This is a genomic window from Algoriella xinjiangensis, assembly GCF_900115015.1.
Lineage (GTDB): Bacteria > Bacteroidota > Bacteroidia > Flavobacteriales > Weeksellaceae > Empedobacter > Empedobacter xinjiangensis.
In genome coordinates this window covers 91,250-115,821 of record NZ_FOUZ01000003.1, presented here as the reverse complement: position 1 = coordinate 115,821, position 24,572 = coordinate 91,250, and the positions used below count along the sequence as shown (strand labels likewise).

Here is a 24,572-nt window from a genome sequence, read left to right as displayed (position 1 = left end):
TTGTTCTTAGTTAATAATTTAGAATCTGAAGTAAACATTTGCAAAGTAAGTTGTTCCCATGCCATAAAACATTTTAGGACCAAACATGCGTTGATAATTTTTATCAATTGCATTACTGTAATTACCTATTCGCATTTGTTCGAATCCTCCCGTAACGTAATTTTTATTGTTTAATACATTGTTAACTGTACCTGAAATTCCTGCAGAATATTTACCAATACGGAATGTTTTTCCTAGGTTAACATTTAACATAAACTCGTCACTAAATTTTTCTTGTTTCAAAACTTCTCTCAAACCTTCTTCTGTTACATTATCTACAACAGAACCATTACTATTTGTAAGAAATCCTAATGTTCTACGATATGGTGCCGGATCCACATAATTATTCATCAAATAATTACCAGAAACACCTACCCACCAAAATTTAGGATCACGGTATTCTGCACTTAAAGAAAAGCCTGATTGCGGCCCAGATGCTACTTTATAATTTTTCATATAAGCAACTCCAAAGTTTTTATATGGTATACCCTGAACACCGTAATCATCTGAATATAAGTTATAGCTTGGATTATCTTTGTATACATATTGACCGATAGATGCAACTGCAGAAATAGTCAACACAGGTAAAACTTGCGCTTCTATTGCTAGTTCAGTTCCTAAATATTCTTTTCCTACACCAGTTGTTACTTCCGATACAAATAATCTACTTTCATCACCTGTTCCATCAATATAACCAAAAGATTTTTCTATTTCGTCTTTTGTTCTTGTGTAAAAAGCAGTTGCTCTTGCTTTGATTCGCGGCGCTCGTAATACATAAGATAAATCACTCGAGAAAATTTTAGCACTTTCTATCCCCTCAACAGTTACATCATTCATACGTGCATTTGGAAAAATCTCGTCAGAAGTTGGTGCTTCTGTTTGATACATTACATTTGCTTGTACAAAATTACGTCCATCTAATTTTAGTAAAAAGTTAGATTTTACACCAAAATCCCAAAAATCATAGGTTTTACTTTTTCCGTAAGAACTATCTTTATACATTTCGTTTTGGAATTTCCCATCACGATAAAAACTCGTGTAAGCTGCTTTCATTCCAATTGTTACGTCTAATAATTTAGATTTCACTTTAGTTTGGGAATATAAATCAGCATAATCACGGTTTATTTCGTAATAATACTCTTGCTTTTCACCTTTTCTAATTTTATCTCTTTCAGAATCACCTCTTGTATCTAAGATATTATAACGGTAATAACGCGAAGTTCCATTATCTACAAGTGTGTTAAAATCATCTGTATTCCAAACATAATCCGCACCTAATAAATCTTGTATTTCGCGGTACAATTTTGATCTTGTATTTTGATAAGATGCTGCAAGTGTAAAATCAATATTTGGAGCCAACTCTGTCTGAAAATTTGTGTAAGCCGTTGCCGTTCTATCTTCGTTAACATCTGCTGTTAACCAATATACTGCATGACCGTCTTTACTATAAGAATTTGCACGATAAAGTTTACCCCAATTTAACTGAGAAATTTCTCCATTTTGCCATTGCCCAAGTACTCTATCATGATTAGCTTGTTGAAAAGCAGTTGGTGTTCCGTTGATATTATCTCTATCAAAAAGATAATAACTTGGCATATTACCATAATAGGTTGGCGAAGGATTATTTGCATTAAACCAATCTAAACGAGAACCGCTTTCTTTACCAAATTGATAAGATAAAGTTGTTGTTAATTTTGATTTATTGTTGATATTCCAATGGTGCGTTAACATATTAACAGGCTCAAATGTTTTTTTGATACGTTCGTTACGTTTTTCACCATCTTGCCAGCCCCAATAAGAGTTGTAATAAATCCCTTTCATATCTACTACTTCTTGTGTATTTGGAGATCCCGTTGTTCTACGAGTTGGCGCTCCAAAACTTGTGAAGTTTAAGGTATGATGTTCATTAAATTTTTTCTCAATTCCTAAGTAGTATGCATACGCATCATAAGAAGTACCTTCTATAATACCTTCTTCTGCCCAACGTCTACTTCCAGAAACCATAAATGCCCAACCGTTGTTCATCAATCCTGTATTGTATGTTGCCATTACACGATTTCTGTATGATCGGTTTGTGCTAGAATAAGCTAAACTAACACCTTTTCGCATTGTAGATGGACGTGTGTCAAAATTTGTAACACCACCTAAATCTCCAAATGCATAATTAGAAGGCTCTATACCATACGTTAATTCGTCTGGACGACGGGTTACATCATTTAGACCTCCCCAGTTATTAAAAGTTGCACGACCATTATCCATTTTGTTCATTCGAACTCCATTAAACATTACGTCGTTATATTTATTATCTAAACCTCTTGGCTTAAACCAATACGAACCTAATTCGTATGCAGATACGCGAGCAAAAACATCGCGCGAAGATTGTAAAAGTCCTGAATTTGAAGCTGTCGTACTTTCGTCATCTGATAATTCGTCATCAGTTAATGTAATAATACCTACTTCTGCTGTATTTGGATTAAAAGTTAATTTAATATCACCTAAATCAAGCACTGCTTGACCAATTATCGTGATTTCTTTTTCATAGGGATCATAGCCCACACCATAAATTTGCAATTTGTATACTCCATCAGGAACATCTACAAACTGAAAATAACCTATACGATCGGTGATTGCAGCATCATTTACGACAACTCCACCCAAACGTACAGTGAGGTTATACACCTCTTCACCTGTTGCAGCATTTTTTGCTACACCAGTTACCTTTGTCTGCGTTTGTGCCATAGCAACGGTTGCAGCAAAGAGTGAAATACTTAACAATAATTTATTCATTCAAAAGAATTTTTATTTATAAATTAGCTATCTTTAAAAATAGGATAACAAATTTAGTAAATTCATAATTAAGAACATATGTTTAATTTTAATAAATCTTTAACTTTTTTAATAATCTTTAATCTATTATTAACATTAACAGTTAAAGCGCAAACAAAATACACTAGTGCTGCGGTCGGTTTTTACAATGTTGAAAACATTTTTGATACCATAAAATCAGTTGGATATGTTGATGGAACTTTAAAATTTAATGATCCAAATTATCACATTCAAATCGCGGAAGCTGATATTTCGAAGTATCAAACAGAAGAATTTAAACAAGCTTATACCTACGAAAACATTAATGGTAAGAAAATTATTCGTCCATTAATTCTTCAAGACGAATTTTTACCAAACGGAAATAAAAAATGGAATACTGAAAAATATTTTCAGAAAATAAATAATATCTCGAAAGTAATTAGCGAATTAGGCGCTGATGTTACTGGCTCGGCTCCCGTTATTGTTGGTTTGTGCGAAATAGAAACAAAAGCAATTATGGTTGATATCGCGAATAGTAAAGCGTTAAAAAAGTACGATTATGGTGTTGTGCATTTTAATTCATTTGATGCACGTGGAGTTGACACAGGTTTACTGTACCAAAAATCTCGTTTTAAAGTTATCGATGCTAAACCACATACCATATATAATTATGATGAAAATGGAAACAGAAAATACACACGTGATATTTTACAAGTAACAGGTTTATTAGACGGCGAAGAAATTACATTTTTAGTTAATCACTGGCCATCTCGTAGTGGTGGAGAAAAAGCAACAATACCTGCTCGTTTAGAATCTGCAAAAGTAATGAAAGGTATTTTTGATGATTTAAAAGCTAAAAATCCAAACGCAAAAATTATTGCAATGGGCGATTTTAATGACGATCCAATTTCTCCAAGTATCAAAAACACGTTTAATCCAGCAGGTGAAGCTGGCAAAGTTGAGGCAAATGGTTTTTACGACCCAATGATTCCGTTATACAAAAAAGGAGCTGGTACATTGGCTTACCGCGATTCTTGGAATTTATTTGACCAATTTATTTCGACAGCTTCTTTGGTTACAGCAACTAAAGATTACTCATCTTACAAAATATTCAAAACAGAAATATTCAACAAAGATTACCTAAAAGCTACTGAAGGACAGTACAAAGGTTATCCAAATCGTATGTGGAGTGGCGATACTTACCGTGCAAACGGTTATTCAGATCACTTCCCAGTTTATACAATCTTATTAAAAGAAGCAAAATAAAATGAACAAACTAGAGCAATTATTCAATCAAAAAAATAATAACCTCTTAACAATATACACAACAGCTGGGTATCCGAATTTATCGGATACCCCTGTTATTTTAAGAGAATTAGATAAAAATAATGTTGATATTATAGAGGTTGGAATTCCTTATTCTGATCCTTTAGCAGACGGCCCAACAATACAAGCGACAAGCGAAAAAGCGTTGGCAAATGGTATGACGTTAGCTATTTTGTTTGAGCAATTAAACACTGTAAAAGATGAAATTACTGCGCCAATTGTTTTGATGGGATATTACAACCAAGTGATGACTTTTGGTTTAGAAAAATTCTTACAAAATTGCCAAGAAAGTGGAGTTTCAGGATTAATTTTACCTGATATGCCGTATGATATTTACTTAGCACAACACAAAGACGTTTTTGAAAAATATGACCAAAAAGTAACATTTTTAATCACGCCTTTAACAACAGAAACACGAATCAAAGAAATAAACGATGCCACAACTGGTTTTGTTTATATTGTTTCGAGTTCAGCAACAACTGGCGCAACAGAATCTAATTATAACGAAGAATTTTTATCGAAAGTAAAAAGTTTAGGTTTAACAAAACCTCATCAAATTGGATTTGGAATATCAACGAAAGAAGATGTAGAAAAAGGATGGAATTTTGCCAACGGTGCAATTATAGGAAGTGCATTTTTACGTGTTTTAGAAAATTCTAATGGTAATCTTTCTGAATCAATAAAAAATTATATTTCAGAATTGAGATAAAAAATTACAGTCAATAAAAAAGCAAGCCAATTGGCTTGCTTTTTTATTAATCTGTAACAGGATAAAATGCATCATAATCAATAGGCACACAATAGCCTTCAGAATTTTCTTCTTCGCCTGCTTTACAAGGAGTATCTCTTATAGAACCTCCTTTAATTTTTTTTTGGTTTTCCTTTTTAATTTGAAATTTTTCTAAATTATCCATAATAGTTTGATTTTCACAATAATACTAATATACAAAATTTATTGATATTTAAAAACTTCTCTAAATTGATAGAAAAAACGTTCTATTAATCTTAAATCCTCGGTTACAATTTCGGCAGAACCTTGTAATTCTTTATCAAAGGGAATTTCTTTTTTGTAAGACGTAATTAATCTATTAGGAAGTTCTACCTCTATATAGTAATTACCTTCAGAATCTGGAGACAATGATATATTACGGACTTTCCCATAAATTATTCCAAATTGTTGATATAAATAATTGTCTAATTTTATAAGAACTTTTTGCCCTGGTTTTATTTTTCCTGTATTTGTAGCAGGAACAATTAGTTTTCCTAATAATTTTTTTTCTCCAGAAGGAAAAATTGTACAAATAACTTCTCCATATTTAATAAATTGATTATTCCCCCAATATTTTTGAAAACTAACTTTTCCATCTATAGATGACTTTATAAAGTATAACTGTTCTAAATCCATAATCTCTTTTATCAATTGATAATAAGACTGATCCATTGTTGATTTTAGATTAATTTTATCTTTTTGTTCATCAATATTTACACTTTGTCCGGTATAATAAGACGAGTTTTTACTTTGTTTTAATTGAGAAAGTGTAATATCTAATGCTTTTAAGCTTTGCTCTGCTTGTAAATATTGGATACGTTTAGTCTCTAATTCATTTTGAGAAATAACACCATCATCAAAAAGCTGCTTTGTTCGCATAAAACTTTTTTCTTCTAGCTTATACTTTGCGACTTCTACATTTCTTTGTAATTCATACGTTTTTATTTGAGCATTTAACTCGTCTATTGCTTTATTATTAGACATTTTATCGACAGAATAGGGTTGTAAATTTCTGAGAATACTATAATCCAAATAGGCTTTTTCAAAAGCAGTATATGAAGACTGAATTTCGCCTAATTTATATTTAGAAAGTTTATTTCGGTCTAAAACAAAAGCTTCATCTAAAACAATATTCTCTAAATATTGTTTTAATGATAATACGTCTTTTACGTTGGCTGTTGATTGAATTGATGCAATGATTTGATCTTTATGAACCAAATCTTGATTATTTACATAAACCTGTTCTATTTTTCCTGAAATACGAGTTTCTATTTTTTCTGGAGGGTTTTGACTGGTTATTTCTATTCTAGCTGATATAAAATCAGGATATTTTATAATATATGACAAGGTAAGAACTAATAATAAAACTAAGAATACAATACTAATCCCCCATCGGATAATCCAAGAAGGGGGATTAGAGAGAATTTCTTGTACATTATCAGATCTTAATTTTTCGTTTTCTAAGTCTGGCATTTGGTCTCAAGTTCTTATAATTTATCAGGTTTATAACCTCATAAATCCTTTTATTTAGAAGTTTATTAACATGTTTTTATGAACATGTGTCTGCAGAAACATCGCATAAAGGAGAAGAACAAGGATCTCCTCCTCCCCACCCTTTTAAACAGCAAACTTCTGTATCATTATAAATAAAACAATTTAAATCGTTGCTACCACCTCCTTTAATTGTTTTTAATTCTTTCGAATTTAATTTTTTTAATCCTTTTAATTTTTCTAAATTTTTTAACATATTTTTATTTTTAATGGTTTGTATGAAAGTAGTAAAAATTATCCAATAAAAAATTTAAGATCAGAAATATCTAAGTCAGTTGAATAAATTTTATCTTTAAATATAGTAGCTGGTGTATAATTTATTGTATTATCTTGACACCAAACAAACATCTCTTTTAATTGATTATATACTTTTTCCGTATCTATATTTTCTGCATCATAATTTTTCTCTTTTAACCAAGAGTCTATTTCGAATGATGATTTATACCAACTTTCTAATAATTGAATTGTATGTGAATATCCTTTTAAATTAAACTCGTTAATTATAAAGTAACATACTTTTAAATATTTATTATCAGGATTATCTGGGTTTATATTAAACATCAAATTAACTTCTACATTTTTATCAATTAACTCTTTATAATTAAAAAATGCTTTTTTACAAAATCCACAAGAAGGGCTTAGAATTCCTATAATATCAGAATTAGGTGATTTTTTTATAGTATTAATATTATTATCAATTATAACAGATTCGCTTGTAGTTAACAATGCATCAAATATTTTTTTATTTCTTTTTAATTTAAGAAAATCTACTTCTATTTTTCTCAATTCAAAAAACCTAGTAATAAAAACTTTAACCAAAGACCAACTACTTAATAATACTAAAAAAAGAAAGCCAAAAAGTATAAATGGTAGATAGATAAAGTTATTGTTATAAGATAAAAATGAGATTATACATTGTACAAATAGTACCGAAACAATACCAAGACACAGAAAACACCAACGTTTAACAGTAAATTTTTGATAATATAATGAGTAGCCAATTACAAAAACAGAGAGTATTGATAAAATTAATAACGAGAAAGATAAATAAAAGTCTGAAATAAACATATTTAGCAAAAAACTTGATCCAAAATAAGCCAAAGCTAAATCGCTTAATGAAAAAGAATTAATGATTTTTCCTCCTGCAGATTTTATAACCTCATTACAGCTACTGTTTTCACTAGAATTACATATTTTCTGAACTTGATCATCTTCAAAACCTAACTCTTCTCTTGATGTTAATAATGCGAAAACAAAACCCAATATTGATAAAAAAATACTAAGAATAGATAACCAAGAATAATTATTTAGAATTAATATTAATAAAAAAACGATGCTTATGATCCAATATATGGTCTTTTTTACTGTATTTGTTTTCTTCTCTATTACTGCTTCATTTTCGTCTATCGCAAGAATAACTCCATCCCATAAACTAAAAAATTGATCAAGAGAATAATTTGATTTTGTTTTATTAGAATATACTTCTACCGAGTTTTTAGATTTCTTTTTTACGTAGACAAATTTATTGTCATTACTTTCTTTAATTAAAGCAATAAATGTATCAGGAATATTTTCGTATTCTTCCTTGGGTACTTGAGCAGCTAAATTTTCTACTCCTAAATAAGAAAATGTTTCGCTATAAGCTAATAAACTTGGATAATCTGGGTGTGAGTTTATATTTTTTGAAAAATCCTCGTAGGTTATTGGATAATTATTATCTTTTAAAAAATGGTAAAAATGGTAATCCGTGTTTTTCATATTCAGTGTTATATTTAATCTTTTAAATAATTAGATATAATATTTAAGTTAAAAAAAGAATATTTTCATAAAAAGACAAAAGGCTGTTTTTCTTCATAGTAAAAAAACAGCCTTTTGATTTTAAAATTTTGTTTTATGCGTATTAGCCAAAACATTTTTTATAATAAGGATGATCAGGAGTTATAGGGTCACTTCCTCCATTATCAAAAACGCATAAATCATTAGCAGGACATAAATACCAACCAGATGGACACTCTCCATTTACGGGAGGTTTAAAATTACCTCCTTTAATTAATTTTTGATTTTCCTTTTCAATTTGGAATTTTTTAAGATCTTTCATAATTTTTTTTTATATTATGCAGGACTTCCACCTTGTCTTATACAATCAATTTCTAATAAACATTTGAAATTTGAACCTGATCCTTCTACTTTTGGTAAGAGACAAGTCACAAATCCATTCTCATAATCACAAATAGGTGCTGAACCTCCTTTGATGTTTTTTTGATTTTCCTTCTTAATTTGAAATTTTTCTAAGTTTTTCATTTTTTTATATTTTTGATTCTTAACTAATGTAGTGTTTTTTTTAAAATATTCAAAATTAATTGTCTAACTTATCCAAATCTAATTGATTTTTTACAAGATTAAAATATGCATTTTTATTATTAATTAATTCTTGATGGGTGCCTTCTTCTAAAACACGCCCTTTCTCCATCACAATTATTTTATCTGCATTTTTTACAGTACTTAATCTATGTGCTATAATAACGACAGTTTTTCCTTTAAAAAATTTATTTAAATTATTCATAATAATTTTTTCATTATTTGCATCTAAAGAAGAAGTTGCTTCATCAAAAAAGATATAATCAGGATTTTTGTATACTGCCCTAGCAATCATTAATCGTTGTTTTTGTCCTCCACTAATTCCTATTCCTTCGTTTCCTATTTTTGTATTATATCCTAATGGAAGATCTTTTATATAATCATTAATATTTGCTATTTCAACAGCTTTTTCTAAAGCTTCAAAGTCAACCGAGTCATTGCCTACAGCAATATTATTTGCGATAGTATCATTAAAAACATATCCTTCTTGCATTACAATACCACACTTTGCTCTTAAAGCTTGGTGTGATATATTATCTAGATTATGACTTCCTAAATAAATATGACCTTCATTGGGCGGGTAAAATTTCATTAAGATTTTAAGTAATGTTGTTTTTCCACTTCCACTAGATCCAACAATGGCTGTTATTTTATTTTCGGGAATAGTAAGGTTTAGCTCATTCAATGTATTTATATCCGAACCAACATATCTAAATGACATATTTTTAAAGGAAAATCCTTCGGATTTAAATGAATTTACAAAGGATTTAGTATCTGGTTCTTCATCCGCTTTATCATGAATTTCGGCTAATCGTTCAAGACTAATCTTAGCATTCTGAACTTGTTGTATAAAACTAACCATTTGCGTTAAAGGACTACTTAATTGTCCGATAATATATTGAATAGACAACATCATTCCCAAAGTAATATCTCCTTTAATAACTAGGCTAGCTGCCATAAAAGAAATCAAGATATCTTTTAATTGATTAATAAAACTAGACCCTACAGATTGTGTTTGCTCAAGCGTTAAAGATTTTATACTGATTTTGAATAATTTAATTTGAACAAATTCCCAATTCCATCTTTTTTGTTTTTCGGCATTGTTAAGCTTTATCTCTTGCATTCCACTAACTAATTCAATAATCTTACTTTGCTCTTCTGCAACTGTAGAAAACTGCTTATAATCCAACTCTCGTCTCTTTTTCAGAAAGAATAAAATCCAAATAATGTAAGCTATACTTCCTATAAAAAAGATGGCAAAAATCCTCCAATCATAATAAATAAGTACAGAACTAAATACCACAATATTAACCAAAGAGAATAACGTGTCTAGCGTAGAATTGGTTAATAATTTCTCGATTCGATTATGATCATTGATACGTTGCATAATATCTCCCGTCATTCTTGTATCAAAAAAACCAATAGGAAGTTTCATTAATTTAATAAAAAAGTCGGAGACAAGAGAAATACTAATTCTTATACTAAGATGTAGTAAAATAAAACTACGAATAACTTCTATAGATGTTCTTCCTATAAATAGAGCAATTTGTCCAAATAATACTAAATAAATAAAGTTTAGATCACTATTTTGAATCCCAACATCAACTATACTTTGAGTAAGAAAAGGTAAAATTAAGGAAATTAAACTTCCACACAGAAGCCCTAAAACTAGCTGAAGAAATAATTGTCTATAGCGTAACAAATATTTAAAGATATAAGAAAAACTTTTTTTATCAATTTCTTCATCTGTATTAAAATCCTTTAAATTTGGTGTTGGCTCTAACAATAAAGCAACGCCATCTTCGGTTTCCTCGGTCGAGTTATTCCCTATCCAGTTTCTAATAAATTCTTGAGAAGTGTAAGTTATCAATCCATAAGACGGATCTGATACATAAATTTTATCGTTCTTAATTTTATAAACTACAATAAAATGTGAATTATTCCAATGCACAATACATGGAAAAGGAACTTCATTTTTTAAAATATTGTAACTTATTTTTACCCCAATTGTTCTAAATCCTATTTGTTCGGCAGCATCACTTAAACCTAATAAACTACTTCCTTCTCGAGTTGTTTCAGAGATATTACGAATTGATTGTAACGAAATCGATTTTCCATAATATTTAGCAATAATTTTAATACAAGTAGGACCACAATCTTTTAGATCAGGCTGTTTATAGTTAGGAAATTTCATTTATATAAAAAAATATTTCTCTAATCTAATAAAAATATAATGAATACAATATAACATAAGGTCAAATAAATATCTTCTTAAAATCAATTAGTTCATAAAAAAACCTTTTGTACAGTACAAAAGGTTTTTTTATGAAAAGAAATTGTGATTACCAACATCTTTTGTTATTAGGTATTGGTCTAATACAATACAATCCATTACTACTCATCTCACAACAAATCTCATTCGGAGCCATTTCCATACTTCCTCCTTTAATTAATTTTTGAGCTTCCTTACTCACTTCAAATTTTTGTAAATTTTTCATTTTTTTATATGTTTTTGATTTAAATAAAGTTAAAAAAATATTTAATATAAAAACAATAAATATAAACGTAAATAACTATTTAAGAGTAAAATAAGCAGACACATCGCATTAAAAGAGGACTTCATAAAAATATTAAATGTGAATTTTGAGAATAAAACACAAAAAAATCCAGAAAATTAAAACTTTCTGGATCAATATTTTTAGCAAAAACAGTTAACTCACTAAAGACTAAACACATCTAAACTAATTATTCTACAATCAGAATAAAATAGTTCTTTTTACCTTTTTGCAATAACACATATTTGTCTGCAATTAAATTTTCTGTTGTTAAGACAAAATCTTCTCCAATTTTTTCTTTGTTAACAGACATTGCATTCGCTTTTAATTCGCGACGAGCTTCTGAATTAGATTTTAAGAAACTTGTTTTTTCAGCTAAAGCTTCTACAATATTTAAACCAGCTTCTATGTCTTCTTTTGAAATTGTAGCTTGCGGAACACCTTCAAAAACTGATAAAAATGTATCTCCATCTAATTCTTTTAAATCTTCTGAAGTTGATTTTCCGAATAATACTTGCGATGCTTTTTCTGCTTTATGCAAATCCTCAACACCGTGTACTAAAATTGTAATTTCGGTTGCTAATTTACGTTGTAATTCGCGCAAATGTGGTTCTTGACGGTGACGCTCAATCAAATCATCAATTGCTTCTTTTTCTAAAAAAGTATAAATTCTGATGTAACGTTCTGCATCGCTATCTGCTTGGTTTAACCAAAATTGGTAAAATTTATAAGGAGATGTTCTCTTTTTGTCTAACCAAATATTTTCTCCACCTTCCGATTTTCCGAATTTTGTACCGTCTGCTTTTGTTGTTAATGGACATGTAAAAGCAAAACCTTCACCTCCACCAATACGACGAATTAATTCTGTTCCTGTAGTAATATTACCCCATTGATCAGAACCACCCATTTGCAATTTTGCACCGTATTGTTGGTATAAATGCAGGAAATCGTATCCTTGAATTAATTGGTAAGTAAACTCTGTAAAAGACATTCCAACGTTAGATTCTGATGATAAACGGCTTTTTACTGAGTCTTTCGACATCATATAATTTACAGTAATGTGTTTTCCTACATTACGCGCAAAATCGATGAACGAAAAGTTTTTCATCCAATCATAATTATTTACTAAAACAGCCGAATTTCCATTATTTGAATCAAAATCTAAGAAACGAGATAATTGCGCTTTAATTCCAGCAACATATTTATTTAATGTTTCTTCGTCTAACAAACTTCTTTCAGCAGCTTTTCCTGTTGGATCTCCAATAAAACCTGTTGCTCCACCTACTAATGCGATTGGACGATGTCCGTGACGTTGTAAATGAACTAACAAAAAAATTGGCACCAAACTACCCACATGAAGAGAGTCTGCAGTTGGATCAAAGCCTACATAACCAGAAGTCATTTCTTTACTCAATTGTTCTTCAGTTCCTGGCATTATGTTATGTACAAGCCCTCTCCAAGTAAGTTCTTCAATTAATGGATTCATAGTATTTATTGTGTATTATTTTATCTAAAAATTTATAAGTTGCAAAGTTATGATTTTTAGATTGATTACAAATGATGAAAATAAATAAAAACAAAATCAATATATTTATTGACAAATACCAATTATTACTACTAATGCAAATACTTTTCGAAACAGATAAATTCAAATGGATTAATATTCAGAATCCAACAAAGCAAGAATTGAATGAAGTTGCTTCGCAATATTGTTTTCAAAAACTAACGATTGATGACAGTTTAGAGCCTGGTCATTTACCAAAATACGAATCGGATGACGAAAACATTTCATTTCTATTGGTTCGTTTTTTTGACAAAGAACATAGAATGTTAAAAAATACAGTTCGAGAATTTAGTCATAAAATCAGTATTTATGTTGGTGCAAATTTCATCATTACCGTTCATCAAAAAGAAACAGATATATTTGATTTAGTTCAAAAAAAATACATTCAACACGTCGAACCATCAAAAGTAACCATCAAAGGAATTTTGTATCGAATTGTTTCCGAAACAATCAAAACGTACGAAGAACCTGCGATTAAAATGGATGAGGAAATTGATGCGCTTGAACATTTAATTTTTACAGATGATTATCGTAAAATTAAAATTCCGAGTTTATATAAAATTAAACGAGAAGCAACAGCGTGTAAAAAAATCTTAGATTATACGTTAGAAGCGCTTAAAGAATATCGCTTAGACAACAAACGCACAAGTTCTTCGCAAGATTTGATGGAAGAAAATGTTAAAATGTTGCATTTACATTCGCAAATTGTAGACGATGTACAAAACTTGCTAACTGTTTATTTATCATTAAATAGCCAGAAATCTAACGAGATAATGCAAACTTTAACCGTTTTTTCTGCCTTTTTCTTACCACTTACCTTTTTAGCAGGTATTTACGGAATGAATTTCGATTACATGCCCGAGTTAAATCACAAATTAGGTTATCCAATTTGTTTACTTATCATGCTAATAATTGTTATTTTTATCTACTTTTGGTTCAAGAAAAAGAAATATATTTAATTCAGTATGATTTTCGTTACAGGAGGAACAGGTTTAGTTGGGTGTCATTTATTAGTTGAGTTAGCTAAAAAGCAGCAACCTATTCGTGCTTTGAAACGAAAAACATCGAATACAAAAGCTGTCGAAGATTTTTTTACTCAGAAAAATGCTTCACAATTTTATCAATTTATTCATTGGATTGACGGCGATTTGTTAGATGTAACAGAACTTCCCGAATTATTAAAAGGTATAGAAACAATTTATCACACAGCTGCATTTGTATCGTTTGATGAACGCCAGCAAGAGCAAATTCTGCAAACCAATATCAATGGTACAGAGGCTTTGGTAAATGAAACGATTGATAGTCAAGTAAAAGAATTTTTCTTTATTGGGTCTATTGCTTCTATGGATGATATAAATCCTGCAACCAAAAAAATTGATGAACGCTCGGGTTGGAATAATAGTTTAACGCATTCGTCTTATGCAATTTCTAAATTTAGAGCAGAGATGGATGTTTGGCGTGCTTCGCAAGAAGGCATCAAAATTATCATAATTAATCCTGGTGTAATTATCGGTTCGTTGGACGGAAAACGAGAAAGCGAACGTTTATTTTATCAAGATTCTTTTATCAATAAATATTCGCCATCTGGTGGAACTGGTTTTATTGATATTCGCGATGTTATTACTATTTTATTGACGTTGGTTGAGCAAAAAACATACAATCAAAAATTTATTTTAGTTGCCGAAAATAAATCATACAAAGACGTTTTGAATTTGGTTGCAGTAAAAAATAATATCAAACTAAAATCTATTTCTAACTCTAGCTTAAAATTAATCAAAGGCTTATCAATTATTAACCGAATTTTTGGCGGACAATATATGAGCAAAGCCAATTATTATTCGTTAACATCTTTTGTCGAATATGATAATTCTAAAATCAAAAATCTACTGGATTATGATTTTATATCGATAAATGATGCGATTGATTATCATTATTCACATTATCAAAAACAGATTTCTACAAAATAGTTTACTTTTGTTTTATGGAACAACAATTCATTTCAACACTTTCGGACAGCACTTTCGAATTAAATTCGGGTAGCGTTTCAGCAAAAAGTCCTTCAAATATTGCTTTGGTAAAATATTGGGGAAAAAAGAAAAATCAAATTCCGACAAATAGTTCTATTAGTTATACATTGACCAATAGTTTTACGGAAACTGAGTTGAAATTTTCGCCAAAAACAACAGAAAACTTTGAAGTTGAAGTTTATTTAGAAGGCGAATTTAAAGAAAGTTTTGCACCAAAAATCATTACTTTTTTTGAACGAATTACAGCTTATATTCCATTCTTAAATCATTTCAAATTCGAAGTTCATACACATAATTCTTTTCCGCACAGCTCTGGAATTGCATCTTCTGCATCTGGAATGAGCGCGATGGCTTTGTGTTTAGTACAAATCGAGAATTTATTAGGCGCAAATTTATCAGAAGAAAATGCCTTAAAAAAGGCTTCTTTTTTAGCCCGTTTAGGCTCAGGAAGTGCTTGTCGTTCGGTTTATAAAGGTTTGGTAGAATGGGGCGAAAATGATTTTATTTCGGGAAGTTCAGATTTATATGGAACAAAATATCCTGATGCAGAAATTGATGATATTTTCAAAACTTTTCATGATACAATTTTATTGATTCACGAAGGTCAAAAATCTGTTTCATCAACCGTTGGTCACAATTTGATGAATGGTCATCCTTATGCAGAAAGACGATTTGTAGAAGCCAATGATAATCTAAAAACATTGCTTCCTATTTTAAAAAGTGGCGACATAAAAGCGTTTGGAGAATTGGTAGAGCATGAAGCATTGACGTTACACGCGATGATGATGATGTCTAATCCTGCATTTATTTTGATGAAACCGAACACCGTTGCAGCTTTGGAAAAACTATGGGAATTTCGTCGTGAAACGGGAAAACATCTTTATTTTACGTTAGATGCTGGTGCAAATGTCCATTTATTATATCCAGAACAAGATGCAAAAGAGATTGAGGTTTTCATTGAAAATGAATTGAAACAATTCTGTCAAAACGGAAATTATATAAAAGATAAAGTTAGTTTTTAGGAAAATTAAAAACTTAAAATACAATGTCATTCTAAAGAAATTATTTTCTTGGAATGACATTTTTTATTCAATTTATTTTCTCACTTTTTCTATCATTCCGAAAATCATCAAACTAATAAAACCACTCATTCCAATTACCACAATTATATTTCCTAAAACAATGTCTATTGGAAAAAATAAAAATCGAAAGATTGAAATAAATAATGTTAATGCAACTATTTTTATCCAAAAAGCAATATCAAATTCTGAAGGTAAAATATTTTCTTTCGGAAGATAATTTATCCAAACTAATATAAATAATCCACCAATTAATGAACTAAAATGTTGAAGAAATTTATAACCTTTTATTTCGATTGGCCAAGTAAACCAAATTTGATTTAAAGATGGAATTAGTTGTACAAAAAATCCCGTATCGTGCGTAAAAGCATCCCAAAATAAATGTGAATAACCTCCAATTAGTATAGACAAAATAACAATGAACCAATGCGATTTGAAATAATTTATCCAATCAAAATCTAAAAAAGAAACAAATCTTTTTTTAAAATAATTTGGCAAATGTTGTATTAAAATATTGCGAATAAAAAGATGAAATATAAAACAATAAATCAGCGCAATTGGTAAATCAAAATACAAAACACCCCAAAATAAATGACTGTGAGTTGCTTCAATTTTCATTCGAGAAAAATATTCTAAATCTGGCGACATCGAACCTACAATCAAACCAGTCATAGAAAACCAGTTTGGTTTAAGTTTTTTTAAAGGTAAAATAATTGCTGGATGACAAAAAGTTAGTGGCATAAATTGGGTTAAAATCTATTGCAAAATAAATCAATTTTTACAATTAATTCCCAAAACGTTTTATATTCACTTTTCGTTCTTTTATTTTCAGAACTAGTGGTTCGTAATCTATATTTTGCTCTTGCAAAACGGTCACTTTATTCAAATATTTTTTAGCAAAAACATGCTCGGGCATACTTTTTTCAAGGATATAAAATGTATAATTTCCTACTGGCAAAAAGGCTGTATATTCTCCTCTATCATTTGTTTTAACCGTAAATGTTTGTCCATTATCATTGGTGAAAATTAAGGTAAAACCAAATAAATTTGATGTGACTTGATATTCTAATTTCGACGTTAATTCGTACTCAATTTTTCCACGAACAATTCCTGTAAGTTGCATTGGAATTGAAATTTTCGTGTTTTTTGTATTGATATTAACTTGATAATCTTGCGCAAACCATTTTTGTCCAGGCAATGTAATCAAATAGTCGCCATAAGGCACTTTTCTGTATTTTACATTTCCTTCTAAATCTGTAATAAAATTGGTATCATTAATTTTTACGGTACGATTATCAGCCACTTTATCGCCATCGTCAAAAACACCATTTGCATTGTAATCATAATAGACAAACAAATCTAATGTTCCGTCTTTAACTCCTGTAACTGCACGTTTCGCAGGCAAATTATACTGTACCCCAACTTGCAAATAAGACTGTTTTGTATACATCATTCGCGCATTATATGTACTGTGATTTAATTGCGCGTTAACCGTTAAATTATCAATTGGTTGATATTCTACCGTTGCGCCAAAAGTGTAGGTATTTCCAAAATTTTTATCAGAACTATAATAACCACTTAATGACGTATTTAATTTTTGACGGAAAAAACTTTGTCTAAAACTAGCCGAAGCATTAAATCGTTCTAATTGATGCTCTAAATTATTTGTCGAATAAATTTCGGCAATCATAATACTTCCGCGTTGATAAGATGAATTAAGTTGAAAATTTTTAAAATTCCAGGTTAATTGACCATAAGCAATCGGCTCCAATTTATTTTGTTCTTCTAGTTCAGAAAATCCTCCAAGCGCATTAAAAACCAATTGATGGCTGCGAGAATTTGATAACCACGAAAATGAACCATTTAAATAACCAGATTTGAAATGAATTGGATTATATGTAAATGTTTCTATATCTAAAATTGTCGATTTTTCTATATTCAACTTTGGCGAAATTGAAACATTAAATTGATTTGCAACTTTAAATGATATTCCAGTTTCTACACGCAAAGCCTTCGATTCGTTTGCGTTTGTATAATTAATTAAATAAGGATCTATTGCTTTCGGATTATTATTTGTCAAGGTAAAAGACGTCCATAACGATGTTTTTTTAAATGCACGTTGTATACGTTGATTAAGATATAAAGCGCCTTTTCTAGTCCCAGGATAATAACCAGAACTAAAATAATTGGAACTATATAAATCATATTTCCCGATACTTCCCGATATATTTGCAGCTATAGACAACGAATTTTCGATATCATTTGTTTCCTTAAATTTAGAAAAACCGTATCCAAATTTTAATGCATGATTCCATTTATTTGGTGTCGACCATTTGTAACCGTTGGTTAAAATAAAATTGGTTGTTGAATAATTTTTATCAAACAATGCAGTTGTTTCAAGCTCATTATCGCCATTGATTAAAAATCGAGTATTTGCAAAAGTTGTATGACTATTTTTGAATCGATTTTTATCTAAATCATCTAATAAATTATAATTTTTTTCGGCCGTACCAACTACAATTCGGTTGTCGTTTTTATCATAATTATTAAACAACATTATTCCGCGTCCATTAATCGGAATATCAAAATCGTTGTTGCTAATTGTTCCCAAAACAACACCTTTGTTATTGCGCTGATATTTTACCCAAGAATCCGACAAAATCATATCTTGATCGTGTTGCCAACTTGTTCCATTCAAATTATAGGAAAACTCATTCAATCCGACAGAAAATTCTTGATGCGCCATCAAATTAAAATTCGTATTTCGAGTTCCAATATCACGCGTCGTCATCCGAACATAATTTGTAGATTGATTGCTCCACGCTTGATTTAAGTTTTTTGGATCGACAAAAACACGGTTAGAACTTGCATTCTGAATCATAAAAAAAACGTTTCCAGCAAAATCTCCATTCTCAAAATAAGCAGAAACATTGGCTTGATACATTTCAATTTTCATCATATCGCGGTCTACATATTTAGAGAAACGAATATTTTTTTCTTCAAATGCATCAATATTTATACGCTTACTTTCGGAAGTAAAATTTCCTTTAAAATCTGGAAAAACATTTGTAATTAAGATTTTTTCGGGCTGATTTCCCATATTCATTACTTTCAATTCATAATGAATCGAATCGCCTTCTTGTCTATAAAAAATATTGGTTTGATTCGGGAAAATTTTGATGCTTTTTTTAGAAGAAATCGAAACTTTGGTTGTAGAATTTGTGATTTCTTGCTGCGTTTTAAAATCAATAATATTAAAATCTAATGTAACTAAACCAGCCGTTTGCGCTTTATTCACCACAAATTTTAGTGGAATAAATGCTTTTTTGGATGGATTGATTTTAATCTTTAAATCGTCTTGACTAAGTGAACGGATTGAAGCTGGAAGTTTTAGTTTAAGCCGCGCATCAATTGTATCATTTGTGGTATTTTCGAATTGCATGATAACCGTAAATACATTGTCATCTTTTATCTCGATATCTTTTGTTGTCGTAAATACCAATCCATTTCTAGAATTTTGAGCATATAAATTTAGCCCGCATAAAAAGATAAGCAGTGTAAAGAAATAGCTTTTAAAATGGAATAAAAAAGAGTGCATTTATGGTTACAATGGTGTAATTGTGTACAGTAATGATGTTGAATAATTACCTGGTTTGCTGTTCAAAATTTTACTATCTGATGGTGTAGTAGAATAGATAATTGTGTATTTTTTTGAACTTGTTTTGGATGGACTCGAAATAAGTGATTGGTTGTAATTAGATAAACTTACTTCGTTTGACAACTTATTGGTTTCCGTATCTTTTAATTGAACTTTTACCGAATTTAATTGCAAATTATCGGCTGATGAAGATTGTAAAAATTGATTCATCGAAGAAACTTGAATGTCATAAGGTGTATCCGAAGAAACACTTAATCCATTTTGATATTCTTTTTTTACGCCGTTTACATAATCTTGCATTTTATTAAAAACCAATTCACCGTTTGCAGCAGAACCATCGATTACTATTGAAACTGACGACACAGGATCAAAATTACCGTTTGGACTAATTTGCATTTCAACAGAAAAAGGGCTTGTACTAATTATATTTCCAAATTCATTAAGAATAGAAAATTCTAATTGAATGGTATAATTATTCCAAGATTTTAATGCATTTAGATACGTTCCTGCATCAATAATAATATCGTAACTAAGACGAATACTACCATAACGACCGCTTGGCGTATTAATAGTTAAAGGTGAATTACGAATAAAATAAACAGGTGAAAAACTCATCGGAATACTACTTTGATTAACACCAATTTGTGCTAATGTTGGGTAATTTTCGGCATAATATTGCTCGGTTGTATAGTTACTAAACTTAAGTTTTAACTTTTCGGGTGGAAATTCTTTTTTCTGAGTATTTACAATTGGCGAAACAACTCGCCCAACTATTGACCAGTTTTTATGGTTTAAAGCACCATTCATTTGCAATTGTAAAACAGCAATATTTTTTACTGTAACACCGCTGCTCCCGTTTACCTGAATCCAACCAGAATTATGCGCATTGATTGTGAATTGTGCAGATACAAAAAGAGATGACAATAAAAATATTGTCATCAAAATATATTGTTTGTAAATTTTATTTATCATTCGAAAAACTCAATTCAGCAATTTTAATATTATCATTATCACCCAAACTTAAAGTAGACGTTGCAATATAGCTTCCTTTCTCCAAGTCTTTTGGCAAAGGTATATAAACAATTCGCTTGTCGTTTGGTAAACTATAAAAAACAACATCTTGCAAAATAATTTGCTTCCCGTTTTCTTGGTTAATGATTTCGTTTTTTATTGTTCCTTCGCCCCAAACATTTCCTTCATTTTCAATTTTTAAAACCAATTCATTCTCAGCTTTATTAAATTCAAAATTAGTGAATTCGATGTTTTGTTCTCGACCAGTATTAAATCGTTGATAAATCTTAACACCCGTTCTGATTGATATTTTTATATTTTCGCCACTTTTATTTGCTCCATTTATTGGATTAGTTTGCGTAATATACATCATTGCAGTGTGTACAGCTTCTTGATTTATTTTTTCGGGAACTTGCATTAGAATCTCAATTTCTTTAGATTCTTTGGGTAGAAGTGTTAATGTATTTCCTGGTAAAACTGTGATCCAGTTTGCGCTACTCGTTGGTAAAGTATTTGGTTCTGAAACTACATTTGTTCCATAATCATCATATTTCCAATCGTTAAAAGAAACGGCAAGTTCCAATGTATTTACATCACTCACATTGGTTACAAGAATCTTTTTTCGTTCGCTTTCACCAGGGTTTAAACTAAAATAAGTCCTTGGCGGACTGACTGAAATACCTGATTGAGCATTTGTTTTATTTGCACATATTAATGTCAAAAAAGAAATTAATAGTGTTAAATACCGAAGAATCTTCATAAGTAAAAGAGAAGTAGCGTTTTACAACACTACTTCTGTTTTTATATATTATTGTGCTTCAATCGTATACGTAACTGTAGTTGTGTATACGTTTGGCGTTTCTACGTTGTAGTATTTGTTTACATAATCGTTATTTCCTTTACCGTTATAAGCAACGTTAAATTTTAATTACGTTCCTCCAACATTACTAGAAATAAGGTTTTTGTTTGCATTTGCTAAAACAACATTACTCATTGTAGATGAATTAAGTTGATTTCCAGTTCCTAAAGTTGCTTGTAAGTTAATTGTATTTGCAGCAATTTTACTTGTTAAGGCATCTTTAGTATAGATTAAATCTTCGTTTTCAGACTTCACATTAACTGCAAAACCTCCCGTACTATAAACAACCAAATGGTCATTCATTTTACTTGTAACTCCGTTTAAATAATCGTCTTTTGTCTTATATTCTAAATTTACCGTATTATCTCCACCGATAAGAATCGTTTGAATTGGGTAAAGTTTTACATTTAAAGTTGCTTGAGCTGTTGTTTGAGCCATTGCTACACCTGAGAATAAAGCACAAATGATAATTGATAAAATAAATGCAGATTTTTTCATAATTCTATAAATTGTTAAAATTTTTTGTAAAATAATTTGTTAAATAATCAGGTAGTAGTTATCTTTAGAGTTGCATTATGTCCCAAATGCGAGTGCAAATTTATAGCGACTTTTTCGTCTTGTATGATTAAAAAGTACATAAAAATGATGAAAAGAGACAAATCTAACTAACTAATTCGGAGTGTTTTGTCTGAATTTCGACGGAGAAAGTCCCGTATTTTTCTTGAAAAAGGCCGTAAAATTGGTCTCTTGGAGGAAATTGAGTTCCAATGCGATATCTTTTATAGACATTTTAGAATTTGCCAACATTATCTTCGCATTCTTCATCAATTCATCAATAATCATTTCTTTTGCAGATTTTTTAAAAATAATCAAAGTAGCCTTATCTAATCTTCTTTTCGTTACAAAAAGGCGGTCAATATAAAAGGAAACTTGTTTATAATCGTTGACATTTTGTTGCAACAGTTTTTTAAATTTTGTTGCAATTTCTACATCATAATCATCATTAATAAGTTGTTGATTTGAATCAAATGTTTGCATTTGACCATCTAAAATAATGCGCTCTAACAAATTATGAGCTAATTTGGCATCTAAATCTGTGTCAAAATTTCTAAAAAAGTATTTGATATAATTAGATTCAAAAATTGGTGCAGAACAAATATTGTTTTCTACAACATTGATTTGATCTGTAGAAAAGAGTATACTATTTTCTAGTTTCAAATTTTCTGCTATAGATTTTGAATAAAACTCATGTTTAAAGACAATATAATATGCATCAGACTTACTTGTCTGTTTTATAAATTGTTGTTTTACGTTTGGCGCAACAAAAAGAAAATTATTTTTTGGGATTAAAATCTCTTTTCCATTAATAATATGATTCATTTTTTTGGTACCAGACCAAATAATACCATAATTATCATTTTTAGAAAAGTGACGTAACCATTCTTCATTCTCAAAATAATTTCCTAGCTCAAAAACAGCTAAACCTGCATCTATATTCATTCTTTCATAAACATCACCGTCATTAAATATCATAATTATCTAAACTCTTGTACAATTCAATATGTAAAATTATTAAATTTTTTATTCAAAACACTTGATATAAATCAAGTTAACAAAAACGGGATGCAAACATAATAAACAAATGAATTTGAAAAATATTTTAATTCACTTTTTTCATAATTTATAATGAATAAAAAAAGCCTCAGAAATCTGAGGCTTTATTATCTTAAAAAAATAGAAGTTTTTAATAATCTCCGGTTGCTTTTTCTCCTTTTACAATTGCTAAAGCCGAAGAAGTACCGATACGTTTTACACCTAATGCAATCATTTTTTCTGCTTCTTCTGCGGTTCTTACACCACCAGATGCTTTTACAGGTAAAGGTCCTGCGTTTGCTAACATCAATTTAATTACATGTTCGTTTGCGCCATTTGGCTCATCGTTTGGTGTTCTGTAAAAACCTGTAGATGATTTTACAAAAACTCTTGGTGCATATTCTTCACCAAGTTTATTGATTACAATATCGCGAATTAATTGTGTTAATTCTACAATTTGATTGTCTGTTAAAGCAGCAGTTTCTATGATCCATTTTACCACTTTTGCTTCGCGTAAAACGATAGAAGTTACTGTTTCTACTTCTTCTTTAACTTTCTCAATTTCTCCTTTTTTGAATGCTTCGTAATTAATTACGAAATCCAATTCTTCTGCACCATCTGCAATCGCTCTTTGCGCTTCTCTCAATTTTTCATTCAAATCGTTTGTGCCCTCATGAAAACCTATAACAGTTCCCAAAACAACATTCGATTTTCTTTCTTCCAATAATGCACGCACAGATCTTACATAATCTGGTCGAATCATCACTGCATATATCTCATTATCTATGGCTTCTTGTGTTAACTTATGCACCATATCTAATGTATCCGAGTTCGAAATACCCGCTTGAGCAGGCGTTTTAAGATACGTCGAGTCTAAATATTGATTAATACTCATCTTTGTATATTAAAGTTTTATTTGTCTATCTATCGGTTGCTCTAACGAGATAATTGTTTCTGTTCGTGTAACACCGTCAATTTGCTGAAGTTTTTTATTCAAAACATTCATTAAATGGAGATTATCACGACTCAATATTTTTAAGAAAATACCGTAATTACCTGTTGTAAAGTGTGCTTCAACTACTTCCGGAATTTGTTCCAGAGCATTAATCACTAATTTGTACGAAGAAGGTTTATCCATAAACACTCCCACAAAAGACATGGTAGAATAGCCTAAAACAGCGGGATTTATGATAACTTTTGTAGCACTAATAATTCCTGAAGTTTCAAGTTTTTTGATGCGTTGATGAACCGCTGTATTCGAAATTCCCAATTCTTTTGCCAATTGAGAGACCGGAATATTAGCATTGTCCATAAAAGCATTCAGAATCAACTTATCGATTCCATCAATTTCTACTTGACCATTCTCGTGGATTCTCAC

At 29.9% G+C, this 24,572-nt stretch carries 23 protein-coding genes; 5 read left to right on the top strand and 18 right to left on the bottom strand.

All coding sequences use genetic code 11. The features are described 5' to 3' along the window. Window positions 1-18 precede the first annotated feature (18 nt). A complete protein-coding gene (locus BM072_RS03670; protein WP_092906663.1) occupies window positions 19-2,826 on the bottom strand; it encodes a peptidase associated domain and porin domain-containing protein in 2,808 nt (935 codons plus the stop codon). Window positions 2,827-2,904: 78 nt separating this feature from the next. On the opposite strand from BM072_RS03670, the gene BM072_RS03665 reads away from it, so the two are divergent. Next, window positions 2,905-4,110: an endonuclease/exonuclease/phosphatase family protein gene (locus BM072_RS03665; RefSeq protein ID WP_092906661.1), complete on the top strand. Its 1,206-nt coding sequence runs from the start codon at window positions 2,905-2,907 to the stop codon at window positions 4,108-4,110. 1 nt (window position 4,111) lies between these two features. After that, complete coding sequence (trpA, locus tag BM072_RS03660) at window positions 4,112-4,879, top strand: tryptophan synthase subunit alpha (protein ID WP_092906659.1); 768 nt, start codon at window positions 4,112-4,114, stop codon at window positions 4,877-4,879. Window positions 4,880-4,925: 46 nt separating this feature from the next. Here trpA and BM072_RS15465 read toward each other — a convergent pair whose 3' ends face one another. The 9 genes from BM072_RS15465 to tyrS all read right to left on the bottom strand — a co-directional run bounded on the left by BM072_RS15465 (window position 4,926) and on the right by tyrS (window position 12,889). Beyond that, window positions 4,926-5,084, bottom strand: a complete 159-nt coding sequence (locus BM072_RS15465) for a hypothetical protein (RefSeq protein ID WP_177190249.1) — start codon at window positions 5,082-5,084, stop codon at window positions 4,926-4,928. A gap of 38 nt (window positions 5,085-5,122) precedes the next feature. Continuing rightward, window positions 5,123-6,412 carry an HlyD family secretion protein gene (locus tag BM072_RS03655; RefSeq protein WP_092906657.1) on the bottom strand — a complete coding sequence of 430 codons (1,290 nt, stop codon included), beginning with the start codon at window positions 6,410-6,412 and terminating at the stop codon, window positions 5,123-5,125. A gap of 76 nt (window positions 6,413-6,488) precedes the next feature. Next, a complete protein-coding gene (locus BM072_RS03650) occupies window positions 6,489-6,686 on the bottom strand; it encodes a hypothetical protein (protein WP_092906655.1) in 198 nt (65 codons plus the stop codon). A gap of 38 nt (window positions 6,687-6,724) precedes the next feature. Beyond that, window positions 6,725-8,248 carry a vitamin K epoxide reductase family protein gene (locus BM072_RS03645; protein WP_092906653.1) on the bottom strand — a complete coding sequence of 508 codons (1,524 nt, stop codon included), beginning with the start codon at window positions 8,246-8,248 and terminating at the stop codon, window positions 6,725-6,727. A gap of 142 nt (window positions 8,249-8,390) precedes the next feature. Beyond that, window positions 8,391-8,588, bottom strand: a complete 198-nt coding sequence (locus tag BM072_RS03640) for a hypothetical protein (RefSeq protein WP_092906651.1) — start codon at window positions 8,586-8,588, stop codon at window positions 8,391-8,393. Between the two features lie 14 nt (window positions 8,589-8,602). Next, a complete protein-coding gene (locus BM072_RS03635; protein ID WP_092906649.1) occupies window positions 8,603-8,791 on the bottom strand; it encodes a hypothetical protein in 189 nt (62 codons plus the stop codon). Window positions 8,792-8,846: 55 nt separating this feature from the next. Continuing rightward, window positions 8,847-11,042 (bottom strand): peptidase domain-containing ABC transporter, encoded by a 2,196-nt coding sequence (locus tag BM072_RS03630; protein ID WP_092906647.1) that lies wholly within the window; start codon window positions 11,040-11,042, stop codon window positions 8,847-8,849. A 148-nt stretch (window positions 11,043-11,190) separates the two neighbouring features. Then, entirely contained in the window at window positions 11,191-11,346 is a 156-nt protein-coding gene (locus tag BM072_RS15460; RefSeq protein WP_177190248.1) for a hypothetical protein, read from the bottom strand. A gap of 247 nt (window positions 11,347-11,593) precedes the next feature. Continuing rightward, window positions 11,594-12,889, bottom strand: coding sequence for a tyrosine--tRNA ligase (tyrS, locus tag BM072_RS03625; RefSeq protein WP_092906645.1), 1,296 nt, complete (start codon window positions 12,887-12,889; stop codon window positions 11,594-11,596). 74 nt (window positions 12,890-12,963) lie between these two features. On the opposite strand from tyrS, the gene BM072_RS03620 reads away from it, so the two are divergent. From BM072_RS03620 to mvaD, 3 genes are read left to right on the top strand one after another with little or no spacing between them, the layout of a single operon-like run. Then, window positions 12,964-13,926, top strand: a complete 963-nt coding sequence (locus tag BM072_RS03620) for a CorA family divalent cation transporter (RefSeq protein WP_245752046.1) — start codon at window positions 12,964-12,966, stop codon at window positions 13,924-13,926. Window positions 13,927-13,932: 6 nt separating this feature from the next. Beyond that, the gene (locus BM072_RS03615; protein WP_092906643.1) at window positions 13,933-14,934 is read left to right on the top strand and encodes an NAD-dependent epimerase/dehydratase family protein; all 1,002 of its coding nucleotides are present in this window, start codon (window positions 13,933-13,935) and stop codon (window positions 14,932-14,934) included. Between the two features lie 14 nt (window positions 14,935-14,948). Continuing rightward, entirely contained in the window at window positions 14,949-16,016 is a 1,068-nt protein-coding gene (mvaD, locus tag BM072_RS03610; protein WP_092906641.1) for a diphosphomevalonate decarboxylase, read from the top strand. A 72-nt stretch (window positions 16,017-16,088) separates the two neighbouring features. Here mvaD and BM072_RS03605 read toward each other — a convergent pair whose 3' ends face one another. From BM072_RS03605 to BM072_RS03570, 8 genes are all read right to left on the bottom strand, one after another. Continuing rightward, entirely contained in the window at window positions 16,089-16,814 is a 726-nt protein-coding gene (locus tag BM072_RS03605; RefSeq protein ID WP_092906639.1) for a DUF4184 family protein, read from the bottom strand. A gap of 43 nt (window positions 16,815-16,857) precedes the next feature. Beyond that, on the bottom strand, window positions 16,858-19,575 hold the full coding sequence (locus BM072_RS03600) for a TonB-dependent receptor (RefSeq protein ID WP_092906637.1): 2,718 nt from the start codon (window positions 19,573-19,575) through the stop codon (window positions 16,858-16,860). 102 nt (window positions 19,576-19,677) lie between these two features. Continuing rightward, a complete protein-coding gene (locus BM072_RS03595) occupies window positions 19,678-20,670 on the bottom strand; it encodes a hypothetical protein (RefSeq protein ID WP_125113493.1) in 993 nt (330 codons plus the stop codon). Between the two features lie 22 nt (window positions 20,671-20,692). Beyond that, window positions 20,693-21,463 (bottom strand): fimbrial biogenesis chaperone, encoded by a 771-nt coding sequence (locus tag BM072_RS03590; protein ID WP_245752045.1) that lies wholly within the window; start codon window positions 21,461-21,463, stop codon window positions 20,693-20,695. A gap of 207 nt (window positions 21,464-21,670) precedes the next feature. After that, window positions 21,671-22,099: a hypothetical protein gene (locus tag BM072_RS03585; RefSeq protein WP_245752044.1), complete on the bottom strand. Its 429-nt coding sequence runs from the start codon at window positions 22,097-22,099 to the stop codon at window positions 21,671-21,673. Window positions 22,100-22,270: 171 nt separating this feature from the next. Continuing rightward, entirely contained in the window at window positions 22,271-23,134 is an 864-nt protein-coding gene (locus BM072_RS03580; protein WP_092906632.1) for a helix-turn-helix domain-containing protein, read from the bottom strand. A 211-nt stretch (window positions 23,135-23,345) separates the two neighbouring features. After that, complete coding sequence (deoC, locus tag BM072_RS03575; protein ID WP_092906630.1) at window positions 23,346-24,089, bottom strand: deoxyribose-phosphate aldolase; 744 nt, start codon at window positions 24,087-24,089, stop codon at window positions 23,346-23,348. Window positions 24,090-24,098: 9 nt separating this feature from the next. Next, on the bottom strand, window positions 24,099-24,572 hold the full coding sequence (locus tag BM072_RS03570; RefSeq protein ID WP_092906628.1) for an Lrp/AsnC ligand binding domain-containing protein: 474 nt from the start codon (window positions 24,570-24,572) through the stop codon (window positions 24,099-24,101).